16 protein-coding genes are annotated in these 18,979 nt (G+C 48.0%); 9 read left to right on the top strand and 7 right to left on the bottom strand.

Annotation, left to right across the window (positions count from 1 at the left end):
• Nucleotides 1–492 carry a metallophosphoesterase family protein gene (locus tag B5G04_RS07575; RefSeq protein WP_022038881.1) on the top strand — a complete coding sequence of 164 codons (492 nt, stop codon included), beginning with the start codon at nt 1–3 and terminating at the stop codon, nt 490–492.
• A 57-nt stretch (nt 493–549) separates the two neighbouring features.
• A complete protein-coding gene (rfbB, locus tag B5G04_RS07570) occupies nt 550–1,689 on the top strand; it encodes a dTDP-glucose 4,6-dehydratase (protein WP_022038882.1) in 1,140 nt (379 codons plus the stop codon).
• Nucleotides 1,690–1,899: 210 nt separating this feature from the next.
• Here the strand turns inward: rfbB and B5G04_RS19750 are convergent, their stop codons facing one another.
• The 4 genes from B5G04_RS19750 to thrA all read right to left on the bottom strand — a co-directional run bounded on the left by B5G04_RS19750 (nt 1,900) and on the right by thrA (nt 7,236).
• Entirely contained in the window at nt 1,900–2,070 is a 171-nt protein-coding gene (locus B5G04_RS19750; protein WP_158100071.1) for a hypothetical protein, read from the bottom strand.
• A gap of 75 nt (nt 2,071–2,145) precedes the next feature.
• Nucleotides 2,146–3,450 carry a threonine synthase gene (gene thrC / locus B5G04_RS07565; protein ID WP_022038883.1) on the bottom strand — a complete coding sequence of 435 codons (1,305 nt, stop codon included), beginning with the start codon at nt 3,448–3,450 and terminating at the stop codon, nt 2,146–2,148.
• 17 nt (nt 3,451–3,467) lie between these two features.
• Complete coding sequence (locus tag B5G04_RS07560) at nt 3,468–4,679, bottom strand: cofactor-independent phosphoglycerate mutase (RefSeq protein ID WP_087396556.1); 1,212 nt, start codon at nt 4,677–4,679, stop codon at nt 3,468–3,470.
• A gap of 124 nt (nt 4,680–4,803) precedes the next feature.
• Entirely contained in the window at nt 4,804–7,236 is a 2,433-nt protein-coding gene (gene thrA, locus B5G04_RS07555; protein ID WP_087396554.1) for a bifunctional aspartate kinase/homoserine dehydrogenase I, read from the bottom strand.
• Nucleotides 7,237–7,728: 492 nt separating this feature from the next.
• Here thrA and frr point away from each other — a divergent pair, with 492 nt between their 5' ends.
• The 6 genes from frr (at nt 7,729) to lipA (ending at nt 14,379) form a co-directional block, all read left to right on the top strand.
• A complete protein-coding gene (gene frr, locus B5G04_RS07550; RefSeq protein WP_022038887.1) occupies nt 7,729–8,289 on the top strand; it encodes a ribosome recycling factor in 561 nt (186 codons plus the stop codon).
• A 133-nt stretch (nt 8,290–8,422) separates the two neighbouring features.
• Entirely contained in the window at nt 8,423–9,358 is a 936-nt protein-coding gene (gene rsgA, locus B5G04_RS07545; RefSeq protein WP_087211701.1) for a ribosome small subunit-dependent GTPase A, read from the top strand.
• Between the two features lie 15 nt (nt 9,359–9,373).
• Entirely contained in the window at nt 9,374–10,834 is a 1,461-nt protein-coding gene (locus B5G04_RS07540; protein ID WP_087396552.1) for an MFS transporter, read from the top strand.
• 182 nt (nt 10,835–11,016) lie between these two features.
• Nucleotides 11,017–13,218 (top strand): S9 family peptidase, encoded by a 2,202-nt coding sequence (locus B5G04_RS07535; protein ID WP_022038890.1) that lies wholly within the window; start codon nt 11,017–11,019, stop codon nt 13,216–13,218.
• Between the two features lie 124 nt (nt 13,219–13,342).
• Complete coding sequence (locus B5G04_RS19745) at nt 13,343–13,495, top strand: hypothetical protein (protein WP_158100070.1); 153 nt, start codon at nt 13,343–13,345, stop codon at nt 13,493–13,495.
• A gap of 32 nt (nt 13,496–13,527) precedes the next feature.
• A complete protein-coding gene (gene lipA, locus B5G04_RS07530; protein WP_087249683.1) occupies nt 13,528–14,379 on the top strand; it encodes a lipoyl synthase in 852 nt (283 codons plus the stop codon).
• Nucleotides 14,380–14,506: 127 nt separating this feature from the next.
• Here the strand turns inward: lipA and B5G04_RS07525 are convergent, their stop codons facing one another.
• From B5G04_RS07525 to B5G04_RS07515, 3 genes are read right to left on the bottom strand one after another with little or no spacing between them, the layout of a single operon-like run.
• On the bottom strand, nt 14,507–15,211 hold the full coding sequence (locus B5G04_RS07525; protein ID WP_013617660.1) for an SAM-dependent methyltransferase: 705 nt from the start codon (nt 15,209–15,211) through the stop codon (nt 14,507–14,509).
• A gap of 32 nt (nt 15,212–15,243) precedes the next feature.
• Nucleotides 15,244–16,230, bottom strand: coding sequence for a gliding motility lipoprotein GldB (locus tag B5G04_RS07520; RefSeq protein WP_087209837.1), 987 nt, complete (start codon nt 16,228–16,230; stop codon nt 15,244–15,246).
• A gap of 14 nt (nt 16,231–16,244) precedes the next feature.
• On the bottom strand, nt 16,245–17,102 hold the full coding sequence (locus B5G04_RS07515; protein WP_087396550.1) for an enoyl-ACP reductase: 858 nt from the start codon (nt 17,100–17,102) through the stop codon (nt 16,245–16,247).
• A gap of 266 nt (nt 17,103–17,368) precedes the next feature.
• Here B5G04_RS07515 and B5G04_RS07510 point away from each other — a divergent pair, with 266 nt between their 5' ends.
• Nucleotides 17,369–18,976: a glycoside hydrolase family 28 protein gene (locus B5G04_RS07510; RefSeq protein WP_087396724.1), complete on the top strand. Its 1,608-nt coding sequence runs from the start codon at nt 17,369–17,371 to the stop codon at nt 18,974–18,976.
• Nucleotides 18,977–18,979 lie beyond the last annotated feature (3 nt).

Below are 18,979 nucleotides of genomic sequence, written 5' to 3'. Positions count from 1 at the left end.
ATGACCACCATCGGACTCTTATCAGACACACACGGCTATTGGGACGGACGTTACCTGAAATATTTCGAACCGTGTGACGAAATATGGCATGCAGGAGACATCGGTTCTCTGGAAATCATACAAAAACTGGAAGCTTTCCGTCCGTTACGTGCCGTGTATGGCAACATCGACGGACAAGACATCCGTCTGCGCTTCCCCGAAATCAACCGGTTTACCATAGATGAAACAGATGTACTCATCAAGCACATCGGAGGATATCCCGGGAAATATGACCCGTCGGTACGGAATATTTTATCAACCCATCCTCCCCGGTTGTTCATCAGCGGCCACTCGCACATCCTGAAAGTGAAATATGATTCCAAGCTGGGACTGCTGCACATCAATCCGGGTGCTGCCGGCAAGTATGGCTTCCATACAGTACGCACTTTGGTACGCTTCCGTATCGATAAAGGTAATTTTTCTGACCTGGAAGTAATAGAATTAAACGAATAATGCTTGCTTGATTGAAAAATCTTTCCGAAATTTGCACCGCTTAAACAAAGTAACATTATGAAAACCTATTTAGTTACAGGAGCAGCCGGATTTATCGGTGCTAATTATATAAAATACATTCTTGCTAAACATGAAGATATACGGGTAGTCGTATTGGATGCTCTGACATACGCCGGCAACTTAGGCACTATTGCCAAAGATATAGACGACGATCGTTGCTATTTCATCAAAGGAAATATCTGCGACCGCAATCTTGCCGACCAGTTGTTTTCTGAATACAAATTTGACTATATCATCAATTTTGCAGCAGAGAGCCACGTGGACCGAAGCATCGAAAACCCACAACTTTTTCTACAGACCAACATTTTAGGAACACAAAACCTACTGGATGCAGCCCGCTGTGCATGGGTGACCGGTAAAGACGAACAAGGCTATCCGACGTGGAGGCGCGATGTACGTTTCCATCAGGTGTCCACCGATGAAGTATATGGTTCATTGGGAGATGAAGGCTTCTTTACCGAAGATACCCCATTATGTCCGCACAGCCCGTATAGTGCATCAAAAGCCAGTGCAGACTTCATCGTCCTTGCCTATCGTGACACTTACAAAATGCCTGTAACCATTACACGATGCTCGAACAACTACGGTCCTTACCAATTTCCAGAAAAACTGATTCCATTGGTAATAAAGAACATACTCGAAGGCAAGAGACTGCCGGTATATGGAAAAGGTACGAATGTACGTGACTGGCTGTATGTAGAAGACCATTGCAAAGCCATTGACCTCGTAGTATGTCACGGGAAAAACGGAGAAATATACAACGTAGGAGGACACAATGAAAAACAAAACATCGAAATTGTCCGATTAATCATTGGCACTATTTACCAGATAATGGAAAAAGAACCCGACTACCGGAAGATGCTGAAGAAAAAAGAAACGAACGAAAACGGACAAATCAAAATTGATTGGATAAACGAATCACTGATTACTTTTGTCAAAGACCGTCTGGGGCATGACCAACGTTACGCCATCGATCCATCAAAAATAACTCATGACTTGGGGTGGGTGCCCGAAACCAAATTTGAAGACGGCATTGTCAAAACCGTGAAATGGTATCTGGACAATCAGGAATGGGTAAAAAACGTAACAAGCGGAGATTACCAGAACTATTACGAAAATATGTACAAAAATAAATAGAATTTTCAAACCGGGGGATTCTACAAATAAATGTCCGCCATTAGCCAATCCGTCTGAGTTGAAAACGCAGTAGTACTGCATCTGCCGATGAAGATATATTCGTAAGCCGATGAAGTATATATTCAACCGCGAATGCAGTATATATGCATTTTTTAAGGATATGCATTGGCTGTTGGCGGACATTTATCCATTTTCTACAAATTGACTGTATTAAGAAGCTGTTTTGAATTTCTCCAAAAAGTTTTTCTTGGCTTGATGTATCCGTTTTCGTGCGTGCTTTGGGCGATTTTTTGGTCCTTTCCGCTCCTGTTCTTCGTCAGATAGCCCGCTATCTTCCTCATCACAAAAGCGAAAATGCTTCAAAAACTCATCCCAAATCATCGCACGATAAATTCAAAACAGCTTCTAAGGATGAAGAATGAGTGATGTTTCACCTCATTCTTCATCCTTAATTCTTCATTTTTCATTCATCAAGTATGCCTTGAACGAAGCGAAGTCTTTCGGCATCGGGACGCTTTGCTTCGTACCGCGCATAAACGCCTGAAGCTTTTCGGGGATATCCACCTTGGTTCCGATAATGGCTTCCACCGTCTGCAAGAACTTTGCCGGATGGGCTGTTTCGAGGAACACTCCCGTTTCGCCCGGCTTCAAGCCTTCCGCCAGCGCACGATAGCCGCACGCCCCGTGAGGGTCGAGCAGGTATCCGGTTTCCTCGTAAGCCTTCTGCACGGTTTCGCGAATCTGCTCATCGGTATAAGTCTCGCCACTGATTTCGCCGGAGATAGCCTCGTGGCTTCCTCCGTATAAGTCGAGGATACGGGCGAAGTTGCTGGGGTCGCCCACATCCATGGCATTGGCAATGGTCGCTACCGAAGGACGCGGCGTATAGACACCCGTCTTCAAGTATTGATAGAAAATATCATTGCGGTTATTGGCGGCGATAAAGCGTTTTACCGGAAGCCCCATCCGCTTGCCGAAAAGCCCTGCCGTAATGTTTCCGAAGTTCCCGCTGGGCACGCAGATGACCAGATTGTCCGCCTTGCCCTGCTTCTTCATCTGGGCATAAGCGTAAAAATAATAGAAAGCCTGAGGCAAGAAGCGCGCCACATTGATGGAATTGGCAGAGGTCAGCTGCATGTGCGCCTTCAGCTCTTCGTCCATAAATGCGTTTTTCACCAGTGCCTGGCAATCGTCGAACGTGCCGTCCACCTCAATGGCGGTGATGTTCTGCCCCAGCGTGGTGAACTGCTTTTCCTGTATCTCGCTCACCTTCCCTTTCGGGTAAAGCACATACACATGAATGCCTTCCACACCCAGGAAACCGTTTGCCACGGCACTTCCCGTATCGCCCGACGTAGCTACCAGTACATTGACCTGCTTCTTTCCTTCCTTGCGGATGAAATAGCCCAAGAGGCGTGCCATAAAGCGTCCGCCCACGTCCTTGAACGCCAGCGTAGGCCCGTGGAAGAGCTCCAGCGAATAGATATTGTCTTTCACCTTCACCACCGGCGCATCAAAGCTCAAGGTGTCATATACAATCTGCTTCAAGACATCCGCCGGCACATCTTCTCCGAAGAAAGCGTCCGCCACGCGGTAAGCGATTTCCTGAAACGAAAGGTTTTCTATCTCATCGTAAAACGATGCGGGCAAAGGCTTGATTTCACGGGGCATGTAAAGCCCTTTGTCACCTGCCAGTCCGCGCACTACGGCTTCTTCCAGTGTAGCGTCGGAAGCCTGCTTATTGGTACTGTAATATTTCATAATCTGTGGTGAAAGTTTCAGCTATTCATAAATAAATTCATAAACTCGTCTTTTTCCAACATGCCGTATCCGCCTTCCCGGCACGACACCTCATCGTATGCCTGCACCGCATCCGGCTCAATGCCCGGATAATAAATCAAGAAAGGTATCGGCTCGGCGGTATGCGTGCGCAATTCGCACGGGGTCGGATGGTCGGGAAGCACGGCTATCGCCACCGGTTCGTCCCAGTCTTTTACCGCTTCCCAAATGGGTTTAACGGCACGCTGGTCCAGATATTCGATGGTCTTCAACTTCAAGTCCACATCGCCCTCATGTCCTGCCTCATCGCTTGCTTCGATGTGCAGGTAAACGAAATCATCGGTCTTCAGGGCATCGATGGCGGCTTGTGCCTTGCCTTCGTAATTGGTGGTATAAAGTCCCGTAGCACCTTCCACATCGATGCACCGGAGTCCGGCATAGCGTCCGATGCCCCGGATGAGGTCGACCGCCGTAATCACCGAGCCCTTGCGGATGGAGGGGTATTTATTCGCCAACGGCTCCATCTTCGGACGATAGCCCGGGCTCCAGGGCCAGATGCTGTTCGCCGGGTCTTTGCCCTCGCTCATCCGTTTCAGGTTAAGCGGATGCGAAGCCAGCAAGTCTTGCGAAGCCATAATCAGCCCGTTCAGCAAATCGGCGGTTTCTTGCGCTTCGGGAACCAACGCCTTCACCAGATTCGGGCGGAAGGGCTGCAACGGGATGTCGTGCGGAGGCACGCAAGCCACGTGTTTGTTTCCGCCTTTCACCACCAGCAAATGCCGGTATTGCACGCCGGTATAGAAATGGATACGGTCGGAGCCTAAGCGTTCTTCCAAGGCACGAATCAGCTCGTCGGCTTCTTCGGTGGTGATGTGCCCTGCCGAATGGTTCTTCAGGATATCGCCCTCTATGCATACCAGGTTGCAGCGCATCGCCATGTCATCCGGCTCCAAATCGACTCCGATGCTGGCGGCTTCCAGCACCCCGCGTCCCTCGTATACCGTAGGCAGGTCATACCCCATTACCGACATGTTCGCCACCTCGCTTCCCGGATGAAACCCGTCGGCTACGGTCTTCAGCATTCCGGTGCGTCCCATGCGTGCCAGCATATCCATGCAGGGCGTATGGGCATATTGCAATAAAGTCTTGTTTCCCAGAGAGGGGACAGCCCAATCCGCCATCCCGTCTCCTAATATAATCAGATGTTTCATTTCGTTTTCTTTTTAGTTGACCGGGTAACTAGGTACTAGTTGACTAGGTACTAGGTTTTAGGTACTTTAAGAATCGGACTATTCAAAACCTAGTCCCTAGTACCTAGTCACCTGGTACCTAAACTTAAATATTCGCAATGCTCATAATATCCGCAAACACTCCGGCGGCGGTCACGCTCGCACCGGCTCCATAGCCTTGGATAAGCATCGGATATTCGTTATAGCGCTCGGTGGTAAGCAAGATGATATTATTGCTTCCCGCCAGTTCGTAGAACGGATGATGGCGGTCTACCTCTACCAGTTCTACCACTCCCTTTCCGCCTTCGAAGCGTGCCACGAACCGCCAGCGCTTGCCTTCACGCTCCAACACCTTGCGGCGTGCCTCGAAATCGGCATCCAGCGAAGGTATCTTGCGCCAGAAGTCATCCAGCGACCCTTCGAAGAAGCTGTCGGGAATGAACAAGTGTTTCTCCACATCTTCCTGATTCAGGCAATATCCCGCCTCGCGTGCCAGGATGACCAGCTTGCGCACCACATCGGTCCCGCTCAGGTCGATGCGCGGGTCGGGTTCGGAATACCCCTGCTCCTTCGCGTTCCGGATGGTCTGGCTCAAAGGCACGTCGGCACTGATTTCATTGAAAATGTAATTCAGCGTACCGCTCAACACGGCTTCGATTTTCAATATCTTGTCTCCACTGTTAATCAAGTCATTGATGGTATTGATGACCGGAAGCCCTGCTCCCACATTGGTCTCGAAGAGGAACTTCACGCCACGATGGCGGGCTATGCGCTTCAGTTCGGCATAAATCTCATAATCCGAAGAAGCCGCAATCTTGTTCGCCGCCACCACCGAAATGTTATGCCCCAGGAAATCCTTATACAAGGAAGCGATTTCGGGGCTGGCTGTACAATCCACAAACACCGAGTTGAAGATATTCATCCCGATAATCTCATCGTGCAATACCTGCACCGATGAAGGCATGCCCTTTTCTTCCAGTTCCTCACGGTAATGGGCAAGGTCGATTCCCGCACGGGTGAACATTGCCTTGTGCCCGTTGGCGATTCCCACCACTTTCAGGTTCAGCCCCCGCTCCTGTTTCAAGCGTTCCTGCTGGCTGTGTATCTGGTCTATCAGGCTATGTCCTACCGTACCGATGCCGCAAATGAAAAGGTTCAACACCTGGTATTCGGAAAGAAAAAACGAGTCGTGTATCACGTTCAAGGTCTTACGCAACGAACCGCCTTCTACCACAAAGGAGATATTCGTTTCCGATGCGCCTTGCGCACAGGCTATCACATTGATGCCGTTCCGTCCCAGTGTACCGAAAAGCTTTCCGGCAATGCCCGGCGTATGCTTCATGTTTTCACCCACAATAGCTACCGTAGCAAGCCCTCCCTCGGCTTTCATCGGGCTGATTTCGCCCATTTCGATTTCCTTGGCGAACTCTTCATCGAGCACCTTGCAGGCAAGTGCCGCATCTTCATTGCGCACGCCGATAGAAGTAGAGTTTTCCGAAGAAGCCTGCGATACGAGGAACACACTGATGCCGTTCTCCGCCAGGGTCTTGAAGATGCGGTAGTTCACGCCGATAACGCCTACCATACCCAGTCCGGTCATCGTAATGAGGCACGTGTCGTTGATAGAGGAAATGCCCTTGATGGCTTTCGAAGAATGGTCTGCCTCCTGCTTCACGATAGTGCCCGGAGCGTCGGGATTGAATGTATTCTTTATTAATATAGGTATATTCTTATGGCACACCGGATAGATAGTAGGCGGATAAACCACCTTCGCGCCGAAGTTGCAAAGCTCCATCGCCTCTACATAACTCAGTTCGGTAATGGGATAAGCGGTGCTGATGACACGTGGGTCGGCGGTCATAAATCCGTCCACATCGGTCCAGATTTCCAACACATCGGCATCCAGTGCCGCGGCAATGATAGAAGCGGTATAATCAGAACCGCCCCGTCCCAAATTGGTCACCTCACCCGTCTCCTTATCAGTCGAGATAAATCCCGGCACCAAAGACACACGCGGAATTTCGCGGAACGTTTCACGTACCAAGCGATTGGTCAGTTCCGAGTCGAGAATATGCTTGTTATGTTTCTTCTCGGTCTTGATGAACTGGCGCGAATCGAACCATTGCGCCCCCTCGATAAGCGTAGCCACGATGATGGAAGACAAACGCTCGCCATAGCTCACGATGGTCGACGAGGTCTTGGGCGAAAGGTCGCGTATCAGGTAAATGCCTTGAAAGATATCCTTCAATTCGCTCAGCAGCTCATTCACACAATCGAGGAGCAACTCCCGTTTCTCGCCCGCAGGAATCACCGTATAAACCATTTCGATGTGGCGGTTCACGATTTCCTTCATCTCTTTCTCGTATCCCGAATCGCCCGATGCCGCCATGTTCGAAGTCTTTATCAACTTGTCGGTGATGCCTCCCAACGCCGAAACCACTACGATTACCTTATCATCTATCGCCTCAACTATTTTCTTTACATTCAACATACTGTTGACGGAACCTACCGACGTTCCGCCGAATTTCAATACTTTCATACGATTGTTCGATAAAACTAATTGATGGCACACGATGAACCCTTAAAAAATCCGTTTCATCTGTGTGCGATGAATTATAAACACTTATTATTGAATCATAAAAATGAAGAAATGCCTGCGTCCACAGGCGTGTATCACGTAGAAACACCATTATACAACCGCTCAACCCCGAGGGGTCATCCCAGTGGCAGATGTATAGAGGGACATACGCCCCGTGGCACACATCAGAATGATATGTAGATTGTTCCGGTTCATGTATAATTGTTTTATCGTTCGCAAATATAGTAACATTTTTCCATAAACAAACATATTCGGCGTTTTTTTTGGAATAATCCGTCAAAGTTCATGCCCGCGAAGCCGAAAACAAGCGTCAAAGGACGGATGATTGCACACTTTCCAGCGAAAATCTTCACAAACTATTGCAAGAGAATAAAAAATCCCCTATTTTTGTTCACATAAACTTATCGACAAAATATTTAAAGCAACAAGAATATGGCAGATTCTAAAACTATCCTCAGCAGCGCTGAAGAAAAAATGGATATGGCAATCATGTATCTGGAAGATGCTTTGGCACATATCCGCGCCGGAAAAGCCGATGTACGTCTGCTTGACGGCATCCGTGTAGATTCATATGGAAGCATGGTTCCTATTAATAATGTAGCGGCGGTCACTACCCCCGATGCACGGAGCATCGCCATCAAACCGTGGGACAAGAGCATGTTCCGCATCATCGAAAAAGCGATTATCGACTCCGACCTGGGTATCATGCCCGAAAACAACGGCGAAATCATCCGCATCGGCATCCCTCCACTGACAGAAGAGCGCCGTAAACAACTCGCCAAGCAATGCAAGGCAGAAGGTGAAACGGCAAAAGTAAGCGTACGAAATGCACGCCGCGATGCCATCGACTCCTTGAAGAAAGCCGTAAAAGACGGTATGCCCGAAGACGAGCAGAAGAATTCGGAAGCCAAGCTCCAGAAATCGCATGACAAGTACATCAAGCAAATAGATGACATGCTGGCGGCTAAAGACAAAGAAATCATGACTGTATAATTTTATAGCTGACTAGGTTACAAGGTACTAGTTGACTAGGTTGTAGATACTAGTTGACCAGGTTACTTGATACGACTTGAGTATCTAAGACCTAGTGCCTGGTACCTGGTCAACTAGTCAACTAAATAAAACATTGGAAAAAGGATTAGTCATCAAGAACACCGGAAGCTGGTATGTGGTAAAGACCGAAGACGGAAGGCAGATTGAATGCAAGATAAAAGGGAACTTCCGCCTGAAGGGAATACGCAGCACCAATCCCATTGCGGTAGGCGACCGTGTACAAATCGCCTTGAACCCCGAAGGGACCGCCTTCATCACCGAAATAGAAGACCGCAAGAACTACATCATCCGCCGGGCTTCGAACCTCTCCAAGCAATCGCATATCATTGCAGCCAACCTCGACTTGTGCATGTTGGTAGTAACCGTCAATTATCCCGAGACATCCACCATCTTCATCGACCGCTTCCTTGCCTCTGCCGAAGCCTATCGGGTACCGGTAGCACTGGTATTCAACAAGACCGACCTCTATTCGGAAGACGAATTGCGCTATTTGGAAGGGCTTATTCACCTTTACACCCATATCGGATATCCTTGCTTCCGCATTTCTGCCCTCAATAATGAAGGCATCAATGAAATAAAGGAAGAACTGAAAGGGAAAATCACCCTCTTTTCAGGACATTCGGGCGTAGGGAAATCAACGCTTATCAATGCCATCCTGCCCGAAGCACACCTGAAAACCGGAGAAATATCCACAGCCCATAACAAAGGCATGCACACCACAACTTTTTCTGAAATGTTCCCCGTAGAAGGCGAAGGATATATCATCGACACACCGGGCATCAAAGGATTCGGCACCTTCGACATGAAAGACGAAGAAGTTAGCCATTACTTCAAAGAGATTTTCGAATTCTCCGCGCATTGCAAGTACGGGAACTGCACCCACCGGCACGAACCGGGCTGCGCCGTACGCGAAGCCGTAGAGAACCATTACATCAGTGAGTCACGTTATGCCTCTTACCTGAATATACTGGAAGACCGTGAAGAAGGCAAATACCGCTCTGCATATTAATTTCTATAAACCCTTATGAAAACACGACCAAACAAGATGACCAACTTCCGCTGGACCATCTGCTTTATGCTTTTTATGGCAACCACCATCAACTACATGGACCGGCAAGTTCTTTCGCTCACATGGAAAGACTTTATCGCACCCGAATTCCATTGGACTGACACCGACTACGGATTCATAGCCGGCGTGTTCGCCATCGTCTATGCCCTTGGAATGCTTTTTGCCGGACGGGTCATCGACTGGATGGGCACACGCAAAGGATATCTTTGGACAATCGGAATCTGGTCATTAGGTGCCTGCCTCCATGCCTTTTGCGGCATCGCTACCGAATGGTGGGTAGGCGTAGATAATGTAGAAGCCCTGAAACAAGCCGAAACCGGTTCGGCATTGGCACTAAGCATCGCCACAGTGAGCGTTTATTTCTTCATTGCCGCACGATGTATTTTAGCCATCGGCGAAGCAGGCAATTTTCCTGTGGCCACCAAGGTCGCCGCCGAGTATTTTCCAAAGAAAGACCGTGCTTTCCCAACCAGTATCTACAATAGTGGAGCTGCAATCGGTGCACTTGTCGCTCCGGTCAGCATCCCTACCCTGGCAAGCTATTTCCGCGATTTAGGCGTAGGAAACGGTTGGGAAATGGCATTCGTCATCATCGGTGCGTTAGGCTTCGTATGGATGGGATTCTGGGTGTTCCTCTACAAACGCCCACGCGAAAGCCGTTGGGTGAACGAAGCCGAACTGGCATACATCGAACAAAATGAAGAAGAAGAAGAGCCACAAGCCTCCTCAGAGGGAGAAAACCTACCCAAGATGTCTTTCCTGCAATGCATCCGCTACAAACAGGCATGGGCATTCGCCGTAGGCAAATTCCTGACCGACGGCATCTGGTGGTTCTTCCTGTTCTGGACTCCCGCTTATTTGAGCGATGTCTACCATCTGCCCTCTAACGACCCGATGGCACAATTGCTCATCTTCGTCCTCTATGCCATCACGATGCTCTCCATCATCGGAGGCTGGCTTCCTACCTATTTCGTGGAAAAGAAAGGAATGAACCCTTATAAGGGACGTATGCGCGCCATGCTTATCTTTGCCTTTTTCCCAATCATCACCTTGCTAGCCCAACCGCTGGGAGCCTATTCATATTGGTACCCGATAATTATTATAGGTATAGCCGGAGCAGCCCACCAGGCATGGTCCTCCAATATTTATTGTACCGTGAGCGACATGTTCCCGCAAAACGCCATCGCCACTATCATCGGCTTCGGAGGCATGGCGGGAGGCATCGGCTCCTCGCTCATCAATATGGGTTCGGGAGTCCTGTTCGACTATGCCGCCAACACCCAGCTCGCCTTTATGGGCTTTACAGGAAAGCCGGCAGGATATTTTATCATCTTCTGCATCTGCTCGGTGGCATACCTCATCGGATGGATTATCATGAAAGCACTCGTTCCTGAATACAAGCCCATCAAACCATAAAAAACTGTTTTAAATTTATCGGTCTAAATCTGCACACGATAAATTCAAAACTGTTTCTAAAAATGTAAAATAAATAGCATGCATTTCCATGCTCCGATACAAACATTGACAACGGGTTATGCAAATATAAGTATTTTTTCATACCTTTGCCGATATTACAACCATATAAACTATCAACTACAATGAAAAGACTACTTGCATTAAGCTGCCTGCTCGTGGCGTTCGTATGTGCATTCGCACAGCAGAAGGTAACGCTGCAAGACGTGGCTAACGGAACATACCGCCCCCAAAACATTTATGGCATCAAGCCGATGCTGGACGGTGAGCATTACACACAAATCAGTGCCGACCGGAAACGGATTGTGAAGTATTCGTTTAAAACCGGAAAAGAAGTGGAAAGCATATTCGATGTGGAAACCGCGCGCGATTGCCCCATCAAGTCGTTTGATGATTACATCATGTCGCCCGATGAAAAGCTGATTCTCATCCAGACCGAGACAAAGCCTATCTACCGCCGTTCGTTCACGGCAGAATATTACATTTATAATATAAGGAACAATACCATAGAACCGCTTTCGAAGAACGGGCCACAACAAGTACCGCTCTTCTCGCCCGACGGATTCCAAATCGCTTTTGTACGCGACAATAACATCTTCCTTGTCAAATTGCTCTTCGGCAATAGCGAGTCGCAAGTGACAAAGGACGGAGAATATAATAAGGTATTAAATGGTATTCCCGATTGGGTATACGAGGAAGAGTTCGGCTTTAACCGTGCTTTCGACTTCAGTGCCGATAGCAAGATGATTGCTTACATCCGCTTTGATGAAAGCCAAGTGCCGATGTTCAGCTTCCCGTGGTACAAAGGTATGGCACCCGAACGCACGGAGTATGCCACATATCCCGGCGCTTATACGTATAAATACCCCAAAGCCGGCGAAGTGAATTCGAAAGTGAGCGTACATACTTTCGATATCAAGAGCCATGTGACCCGTAAAATGGACCTTCCGCTTGATGCGGACGGCTATATTCCCCGCATCAAATTCACGTCAGACCCTGAGAAACTTGCCATTATGACCTTAAACCGCCACCAGAACCGGTTCAACGTGTACATGGCAAATCCGCGGAGTGCCATCTGCAAGAGCATCATCCGCGACGAATCGGAGCAGTACGTTAAGGAACAGGCATACAGCAACATCCGTTTCTATCCCGAAAACATCGTGCTGATGAGTGAGCGCGACGGATACAATCACCTCTATTTATATACAATCGGCGGAAACCTGGTGCGTCAGGTGACCAAAGGCGAGTTTGAAGTAAAAGACTTCTTGGGCTGGGACCAGAAGAACGATGTGTTCTATTACACCAGCAACGAGGAAAGCCCGCTCCGGAGTGCCGTTTACAAAATAGACCGCAAAGGAAAGAAAACGAAGCTTTCCACGCGGACGGGAACCAATACCGCTATTTTCAATACAAACTTGACCTATTACATCAACAAATATTCCAGCAAGGATACCCCGACCCTCATCACAATCAATGACAACCGGGGACGGGAACTGACCACCTTGCTTGATAATAGTAAACTGAAGGGGCAGCTTGCTACCCTGAATATGCCCCAGAAAGAATTCTTCACCTTCCGCACTACGGAAGGCGTAGAGCTGAACGGCTGGATGATGAAACCTGCCGGCTTCGACCCGAACAAGAAGTATCCGGTCATCATGCACCAGTACAGCGGTCCCGGCTCGCAACAGGTGTTAGACGAATGGGGCATCGGAAGCTTTAGTGACGGAGGCATGTTCGAAGCCTACATGGCAGACCACGGTTACATCAGCGTATGCGTGGACGGACGCGGTACAGGCGGACGAGGGGCTGCATTCGAGAAATGCACGTATCTTTTCCTCGGTGTAAAGGAATCGCACGACCAAGTAGAAACGGCTCGTTATCTCGGCACCTTGCCTTATGTAGACGCCAACCGTATCGGAATCTGGGGCTGGAGCTACGGAGGATATACGACATTGATGTCAATGAGCGAAGGTACGCCGGTCTTCAAGGCTGGTGTGGCAATAGCCGCTCCCAGCGACTGGCATTTTTACGATACGGTATATACCGAACGCTTTATGCGCACTCCGAAAGAGAACGGCGACGGATACCGTGCCGGTTCTGCCATTCTCCGGGCACCGAAGCTTCACGGAAACCTGCTTCTGATACACGGTACGGCAGACGATAACGTGCATTATCAGAATTGTGCCGAATACAGCGAGGCGCTGGTACAGGCGGGCATCCAGTTTGATATGCAAATCTATACCAACCGCAACCACGGCATATCAGGAGGAAACACCCGGACACACCTGATGAACCGCGTAGCGAATTTCTTTATTGAAAACCTGTAATGTGATTTTCACCACAGATTACACAGATAAAAAAGGATTAAGAACTTGCCACAGAGAGAATACAGAGAAAAATATTTTTTAGAAGCTGTTTTGAATTTATCGTGCGCTGATTTGGGATGAGTTTTTGAGGCATTTTCGCTTCTGTGATGAGGAAGATAGCGGGCTATCTGACGAAGAACAGGAGCGAAAAGGACCAAAAAATCGCCCAAAGCACACACGAAAACGAACACATCAAGCCAAGAAAAACTTTTTGGAGAAATTCAAAACAGCTTCTTAATCTGTGTAATCTGTGGTGAAATAACATATACTATGGAACACGTAAGAAAGCCTGAATGGCTCAAGATACAAATCGGTGCCAATGCCCGTTATGCCGATACCAAACGCATCGTAGATACACACAAGCTGCACACCATTTGCTCCAGCGGACGCTGCCCGAATCTGGGTGAATGTTGGGGAAAAGGAACCGCTACCTTCATGATTGGCGGAGCCATCTGTACCCGTTCGTGCAAGTTCTGCAATACCCAAAGCGGAAAGCCACTTCCGCTCGACCCGGAAGAACCCCGGCACGTAGCGGAGTCTATCCGTCTGATGAAGCTGGACCATGCAGTCATAACCTCGGTAGACAGAGACGATTTGCCCGACTTGGGAGCCGCACATTGGGCAGAGACCATCCGATGCATTAAGGAAATGAACCCTGATACCACCCTTGAAACACTTATTCCGGATTTTCAGGGGCGTGCCGAACTTATCCGGCTTGTCATCCATGCGTGTCCCGATATCATTTCACACAATCTGGAAACCGTAAGGCGCATCACCCCACTGGTGCGGAGTGTAGCTACATACGAACGGAGCCTGCAAGTGATACGGATGATAGCCGAAAGCGGAATTACGGCAAAGTCGGGCATAATGGTCGGTTTAGGAGAGACACCGGAAGAAGTAGAACAGACGATGGATGACCTGCTTGCATGCGGATGCAAGATTCTGACTATCGGTCAATATCTCCAGCCAAGCCGGAAGCATTATCCCGTAGCGGCATACATCACTCCCGGGCAATTCCAGAAGTATAAAGAGATAGGCGAAGAAAAAGGATTCTCTACCGTAGAGAGCGGTCCGTTGGTCCGCTCCTCGTATCATGCGGAAAAACACATCCGGTTCACTTGATAAACGCAACCGCCTGCGATGGCTGATGCAAGCGGTTGGGATGTCCGATGCAGCCGCTTGCGTAGGGCAATACATACGGATGCGTTCCGCATGCGTTTATCCGTTCCGTCATCCGAGGCGAAAAGCCTCATTTATAAATTAAGAAGATGCAGGGGATTTTAGACAAATCGGGCAAATGCCCCTTCCATTCCCGGATGGTCTTTGTCTTGATGTATTCGCCTTCACACGTGATGTTGGCGGCTATGCAAAGCTTGGTTTGCGGGCGGCAGGTCTTTAAGATATCCTCTGCCATTTTATTGTTCCGGTACGGAGTCTCGATGAACAATTGGGTCTGGGATTCGCCGTAAATGCGCTGTTCCAGTTCTTTTATACGTTTTATGCGCTCGGAAGGGTCGATGGGTAAATAACCGTGGAAAGCAAAACTTTGTCCGTTGAATCCCGAGCCCATTACCGACAGGATGATAGAAGAAGGGCCTACCAGCGGAACGACCTTTAGGTTCTTGCGCTGGGCAATAGCCACGACATCGGCTCCCGGGTCGGCTACGGCAGGGCATCCTGCTTCTGAAATTACCCCCATCGGATGTCCTTCTTCCAAAGGGCGGAGATAGCCCGACACCACTTCCGGAGCGGTGTGCTTGTTCAGTGGATAAAAAGCCAGCCCGTCGATATCGATGTCCCGGTCTACTTTCTTCAGGAAACGCCGTGCCGAGCGCACGTCTTCTACAATAAAATGCTTGATTTGTAAAATGATTTCTTTGTTATAGGAAGGAAGAACACGTTCGATAGCCGTGTCACCCAATGTAACCGGCAATAAATATAATGCTGTATCCATACTTTAAAAAACTAATTAGGTAAATCCGTCCCTTATTCGAGTGTCAGCTCTCTGAAATCTTCACACTCCAGCAAAGCTTCGACAGATACATCCGGATGCTCTTTCATGTACTTATCCGTCAATTGCATCCCCAACCATACTCCTACAATAGGAGGTATAGGCTCTCCTTTTAAAATAATATTAGGGTCAGGATGCGTGTAAGCACGAATTACCATCGGGTCGGTACTCGACAAATGTCCCCGGCGTACCATCCAGTCCCACAGTTTCTTCCCATTCTTCTTACACCAGTCTGTTTCAGCCTTGGTATAACCCAGCATTTCTGCATCCGAAGAATACCCCAGGATTTTTCGCACCAGCCAATTGATTTTTCCTTGATGCATCATCACATCGAAAAGAGTACGATGACCTGTTTCCCATCCAAACGGATACAGACTTACCAAATAAAAAGTAAAACAATCGGGAAGTATACGTTCGGGGGTCATCGAGCGGCGCTGGTATGCATAATAATAACGTTTGTACAAAGGATAATCCTCGCCCATATACTTATCCAGACTGATTCCCAACAAACTGTCCCCTACTACCACCGACTGGTTCAAAGCAGAAATTTGAGCATACACCTGCGGAACCGGGAGCGAAGGAATTTCTTTCTTCAAACGCTTGAACCCCTCGGTCAGCCGCTCCTCTATCGGTGTCATATCACTGAACTTCTCTTCCGCCTCTTCCATCAAACGAAGCAAGACCGAATCGGAATAATAAGTACACAAACGTTCGTTAATGTCTGGTGCATCCACGCTGCCCAACATCAGCACATCTTCAATAAGGATGCGCGTAGCCTGCGGATAATCCATATTCATTTTCTGAATAGCTGAGATGCTATTCATGACGGTCGCCTCATATTGTAAACGGTCATAACGAAAAACTTTTATCCTTCTGTCAGACAAAGCGTCACCGCTTTGCATATCTGACTGACAGGATGCAAAGGCAATGACGCTTAATAATATGAATAAAAGTTTTTTCATTCAGAAATGATTATTTATCCGTAAATGATATTTCCATTTTCGTCCTTATATTCATCGAGGCCTTTTTCATAAGTTGCCATTGCACGCAAACTCATGCCTACACTTGAAAAACCTCCGTCGTGATACAGGTTCTGCATGGTCACCTTACGGGTCAGGTCAGAGAACATCACGATGCAATAGTCTGCACATTCGTCTGCCGAAGCGTTGCCCAGCGGAGACATGCGGTTGGCAAAGTCGAACAGTTTGTCCATGCCTTTCACTCCCGAACCTGCGGTAGTCATCGTCGGCGACTGGGAAATCGTATTGATACGTACGTTGTGCTCGCGTCCGTAAATGTATCCGAAGCTGCGTGCGATAGATTCCAGCAATGCCTTTGCGTCTGCCATGTCGTTATAGCCGTAGAATGTGCGTTGTGCAGCTACATAACTCAAGGCTACAATCGAACCGTACTCGTTGATGGCATTCAGTTTTTTCGCGCTCTGAATCATCTTGTGGAACGAAATAGCTGAAATATCCAGCGTCTTGTTCAACATGTCGTAATCCAGATCATCGTATGTACGTTTCTTACGCACGTTGGGCGACATGCCGATAGAGTGCAATACAAAGTCTATTTTACCGCCCAATATTTCCATCGAACGTTTGAACACGTTTTCCAAATCTTCCACACTCGTTGCATCAGCCGGTATTACCTCACAATTCAGTTTTTCAGCCAAAGCTGATATTTCTCCCATACGGACTGCTACCGGAGTATTGGACAATGTTATCACAGCCCCTTCCTCTACAGCCTTTTCTGCTACTTTCCATGCGATAGACTGCTCGTTCAAGGCACCGAATACAATACCTCTTTTTCCTTTTAATAAATTATAACTCATACGTCTTAAACTATAAATTCGGGACAAAGATACAAACATTTCCATTAATCGAACTATTTTCAACAAACGAAATAGCAAATATGAACAATTTTACCTGCCAAGTGATTAAATTATCCATTCTCCTACCAATTTTTGCGCATAAAAGTTCCACATCCGCCCATTTTTTTTACCTATTCAGTCAAAATATTCACATGAGTCTAAACGAAAAGCACTACATTTGTGAATATTATCATACCTTGATGCAAAACTCAAAAAAACATAAGAATATGATTAAATTTAACACGTTACGACATTACTTGCTTTCTGTAGGAATAGCAACTTTTATTGGTACTGGAACCACAAAGGCACAGGCAAATACGCCCATTATCCCGGATGATGTGTATAGCAACCTGCCATTCCAAATGACCAAAGTGCAACAACCCGTGTTTCCCGCCTATTCCCGTTCGATAACTGAGTTCGGTGCTACTGCCGACGGGACCACGCTCAACACGGAAGCATTTGCTCAAACCATCGAAGCCGTATCCCGACAAGGAGGAGGTACCGTGATAGTACCGGCAGGTTTGTGGCTTACCGGACCTATCGTACTGAAAAGCAATATCAACCTGCACTTGGAAGAAAATGCTCTGGTGCTCTTTACAGCCGACCACACACAATATCCCATTATCAAAACTTCATTCGAAGGACTGGAGACACGACGGTGCCAATCGCCCATATCTGCCAACGGTGCTGAAAACATAGCCATCACAGGCAAAGGTGTAATAGACGGGAACGGAGACACTTGGCGCCCCGTAAAGAAAAGCAAAATGACTTCATCACAATGGAATAAACTGGTCGCTTCGGGAGGCGTACTCAATGAAAAAGGAGATATATGGTACCCAAGCGAAGGTTCTATTAAAGGAGCCAATGCGTGTAAAGACTTCAATGTGCCCGAAGGTATCGAATCCGATGAGGAATGGGCCAGTATCCGCGACTGGTTACGCCCCGTGCTGCTGAGCCTCATCAAGTGCAAGAAAGTAATGCTCGAAGGAGTAACCTTCAAAAACTCACCCAGCTGGTGTCTGCATCCCCTCTCATGCGAAGACCTGACCATTACAGGAATCAGCGTATCCAATCCCTGGTACTCACAAAACGGAGATGCACTCGACATTGAATCGTGCAATCGTGTACTGGTACTCGGCAGCAGCTTTGACGCGGGAGACGACGGTATCTGCATCAAGTCGGGTAAGGACGAAAGCGGACGCCTGCGCGGCGAACCTTGTCAAAACGTAATTATCCGCAACAACGTGGTACTGCACGGACACGGCGGATTTGTAGTAGGTAGTGAAATGTCTGGAGGAGTAAAAAACATTTATGTAGACAACTGCTCTTTCCTTGGTACCGATGTTGGCTTGCGTTTCAAGAGTACACGCGGCCGTGGCGGGGTAGTGGAAAACATCCACATCAATAACATCAACATGATTAATATCCCGAACGAGGCACTTATCTTCGACTTGTTCTATGGTGGTAATGCACCGGGTGAAGGAAATGCTTCGGGTGCTCCGAAAGAGGAAGTTGTGCCTCCGGTAACCGAGGAGACTCCGGCATTCCGTGATATCTTCATCAAGAATGTCACCGCAAAGAATGTAGGACGTGCTGTACTGTTCAACGGACTTCCCGAAATGCCTATCAAGAACATTTTCCTGGAGAATGTAACCATTTCCGATGCAAAGGACGGCGTGACATTGAACCGTGCCGAAAACGCGACCCTGAAGAATGTGAAAGTTATTACGACAAAAGGTGGCGATAACCTGAAGATGATGGGGGTAACCAACATTACCGTAGGAGATAAGAAGTACGAAAAAATCGGAAATAAAGCCGAGTCTTATAAATTCTGATTG

The sequence above is a fragment of the Bacteroides sp. An51A genome (assembly GCF_002161565.1).
GTDB classification, from domain to species: domain Bacteria; phylum Bacteroidota; class Bacteroidia; order Bacteroidales; family Bacteroidaceae; genus Phocaeicola; species Phocaeicola intestinalis.
This window is presented reverse-complemented; position numbering and strand designations above follow the sequence as displayed.

What these genes read in the sequence shown, in the direction of transcription:
- B5G04_RS07510 (WP_087396724.1), top strand. Translation starts at nt 17,369, where the DNA reads ATGATTAAATTTAACACGTTACGACATTACTTGCTTTCTGTAGGAATA.
- B5G04_RS07525 (WP_013617660.1), bottom strand. Translation starts at nt 15,211, where the DNA reads ATGGATACAGCATTATATTTATTGCCGGTTACATTGGGTGACACGGCT.
- B5G04_RS07575 (WP_022038881.1), top strand. Translation starts at nt 1, where the DNA reads ATGACCACCATCGGACTCTTATCAGACACACACGGCTATTGGGACGGA.
- B5G04_RS07535 (WP_022038890.1), top strand. Translation starts at nt 11,017, where the DNA reads ATGAAAAGACTACTTGCATTAAGCTGCCTGCTCGTGGCGTTCGTATGT.
- B5G04_RS07560 (WP_087396556.1), bottom strand. Translation starts at nt 4,679, where the DNA reads ATGAAACATCTGATTATATTAGGAGACGGGATGGCGGATTGGGCTGTC.
- thrA (WP_087396554.1), bottom strand. Translation starts at nt 7,236, where the DNA reads ATGAAAGTATTGAAATTCGGCGGAACGTCGGTAGGTTCCGTCAACAGT.
- B5G04_RS19750 (WP_158100071.1), bottom strand. Translation starts at nt 2,070, where the DNA reads ATGATTTGGGATGAGTTTTTGAAGCATTTTCGCTTTTGTGATGAGGAA.
- B5G04_RS07520 (WP_087209837.1), bottom strand. Translation starts at nt 16,230, where the DNA reads ATGAAAAAACTTTTATTCATATTATTAAGCGTCATTGCCTTTGCATCC.
- frr (WP_022038887.1), top strand. Translation starts at nt 7,729, where the DNA reads ATGGCAGATTCTAAAACTATCCTCAGCAGCGCTGAAGAAAAAATGGAT.
- B5G04_RS07540 (WP_087396552.1), top strand. Translation starts at nt 9,374, where the DNA reads ATGAAAACACGACCAAACAAGATGACCAACTTCCGCTGGACCATCTGC.
- B5G04_RS07515 (WP_087396550.1), bottom strand. Translation starts at nt 17,102, where the DNA reads ATGAGTTATAATTTATTAAAAGGAAAAAGAGGTATTGTATTCGGTGCC.
- rfbB (WP_022038882.1), top strand. Translation starts at nt 550, where the DNA reads ATGAAAACCTATTTAGTTACAGGAGCAGCCGGATTTATCGGTGCTAAT.
- lipA (WP_087249683.1), top strand. Translation starts at nt 13,528, where the DNA reads ATGGAACACGTAAGAAAGCCTGAATGGCTCAAGATACAAATCGGTGCC.
- thrC (WP_022038883.1), bottom strand. Translation starts at nt 3,450, where the DNA reads ATGAAATATTACAGTACCAATAAGCAGGCTTCCGACGCTACACTGGAA.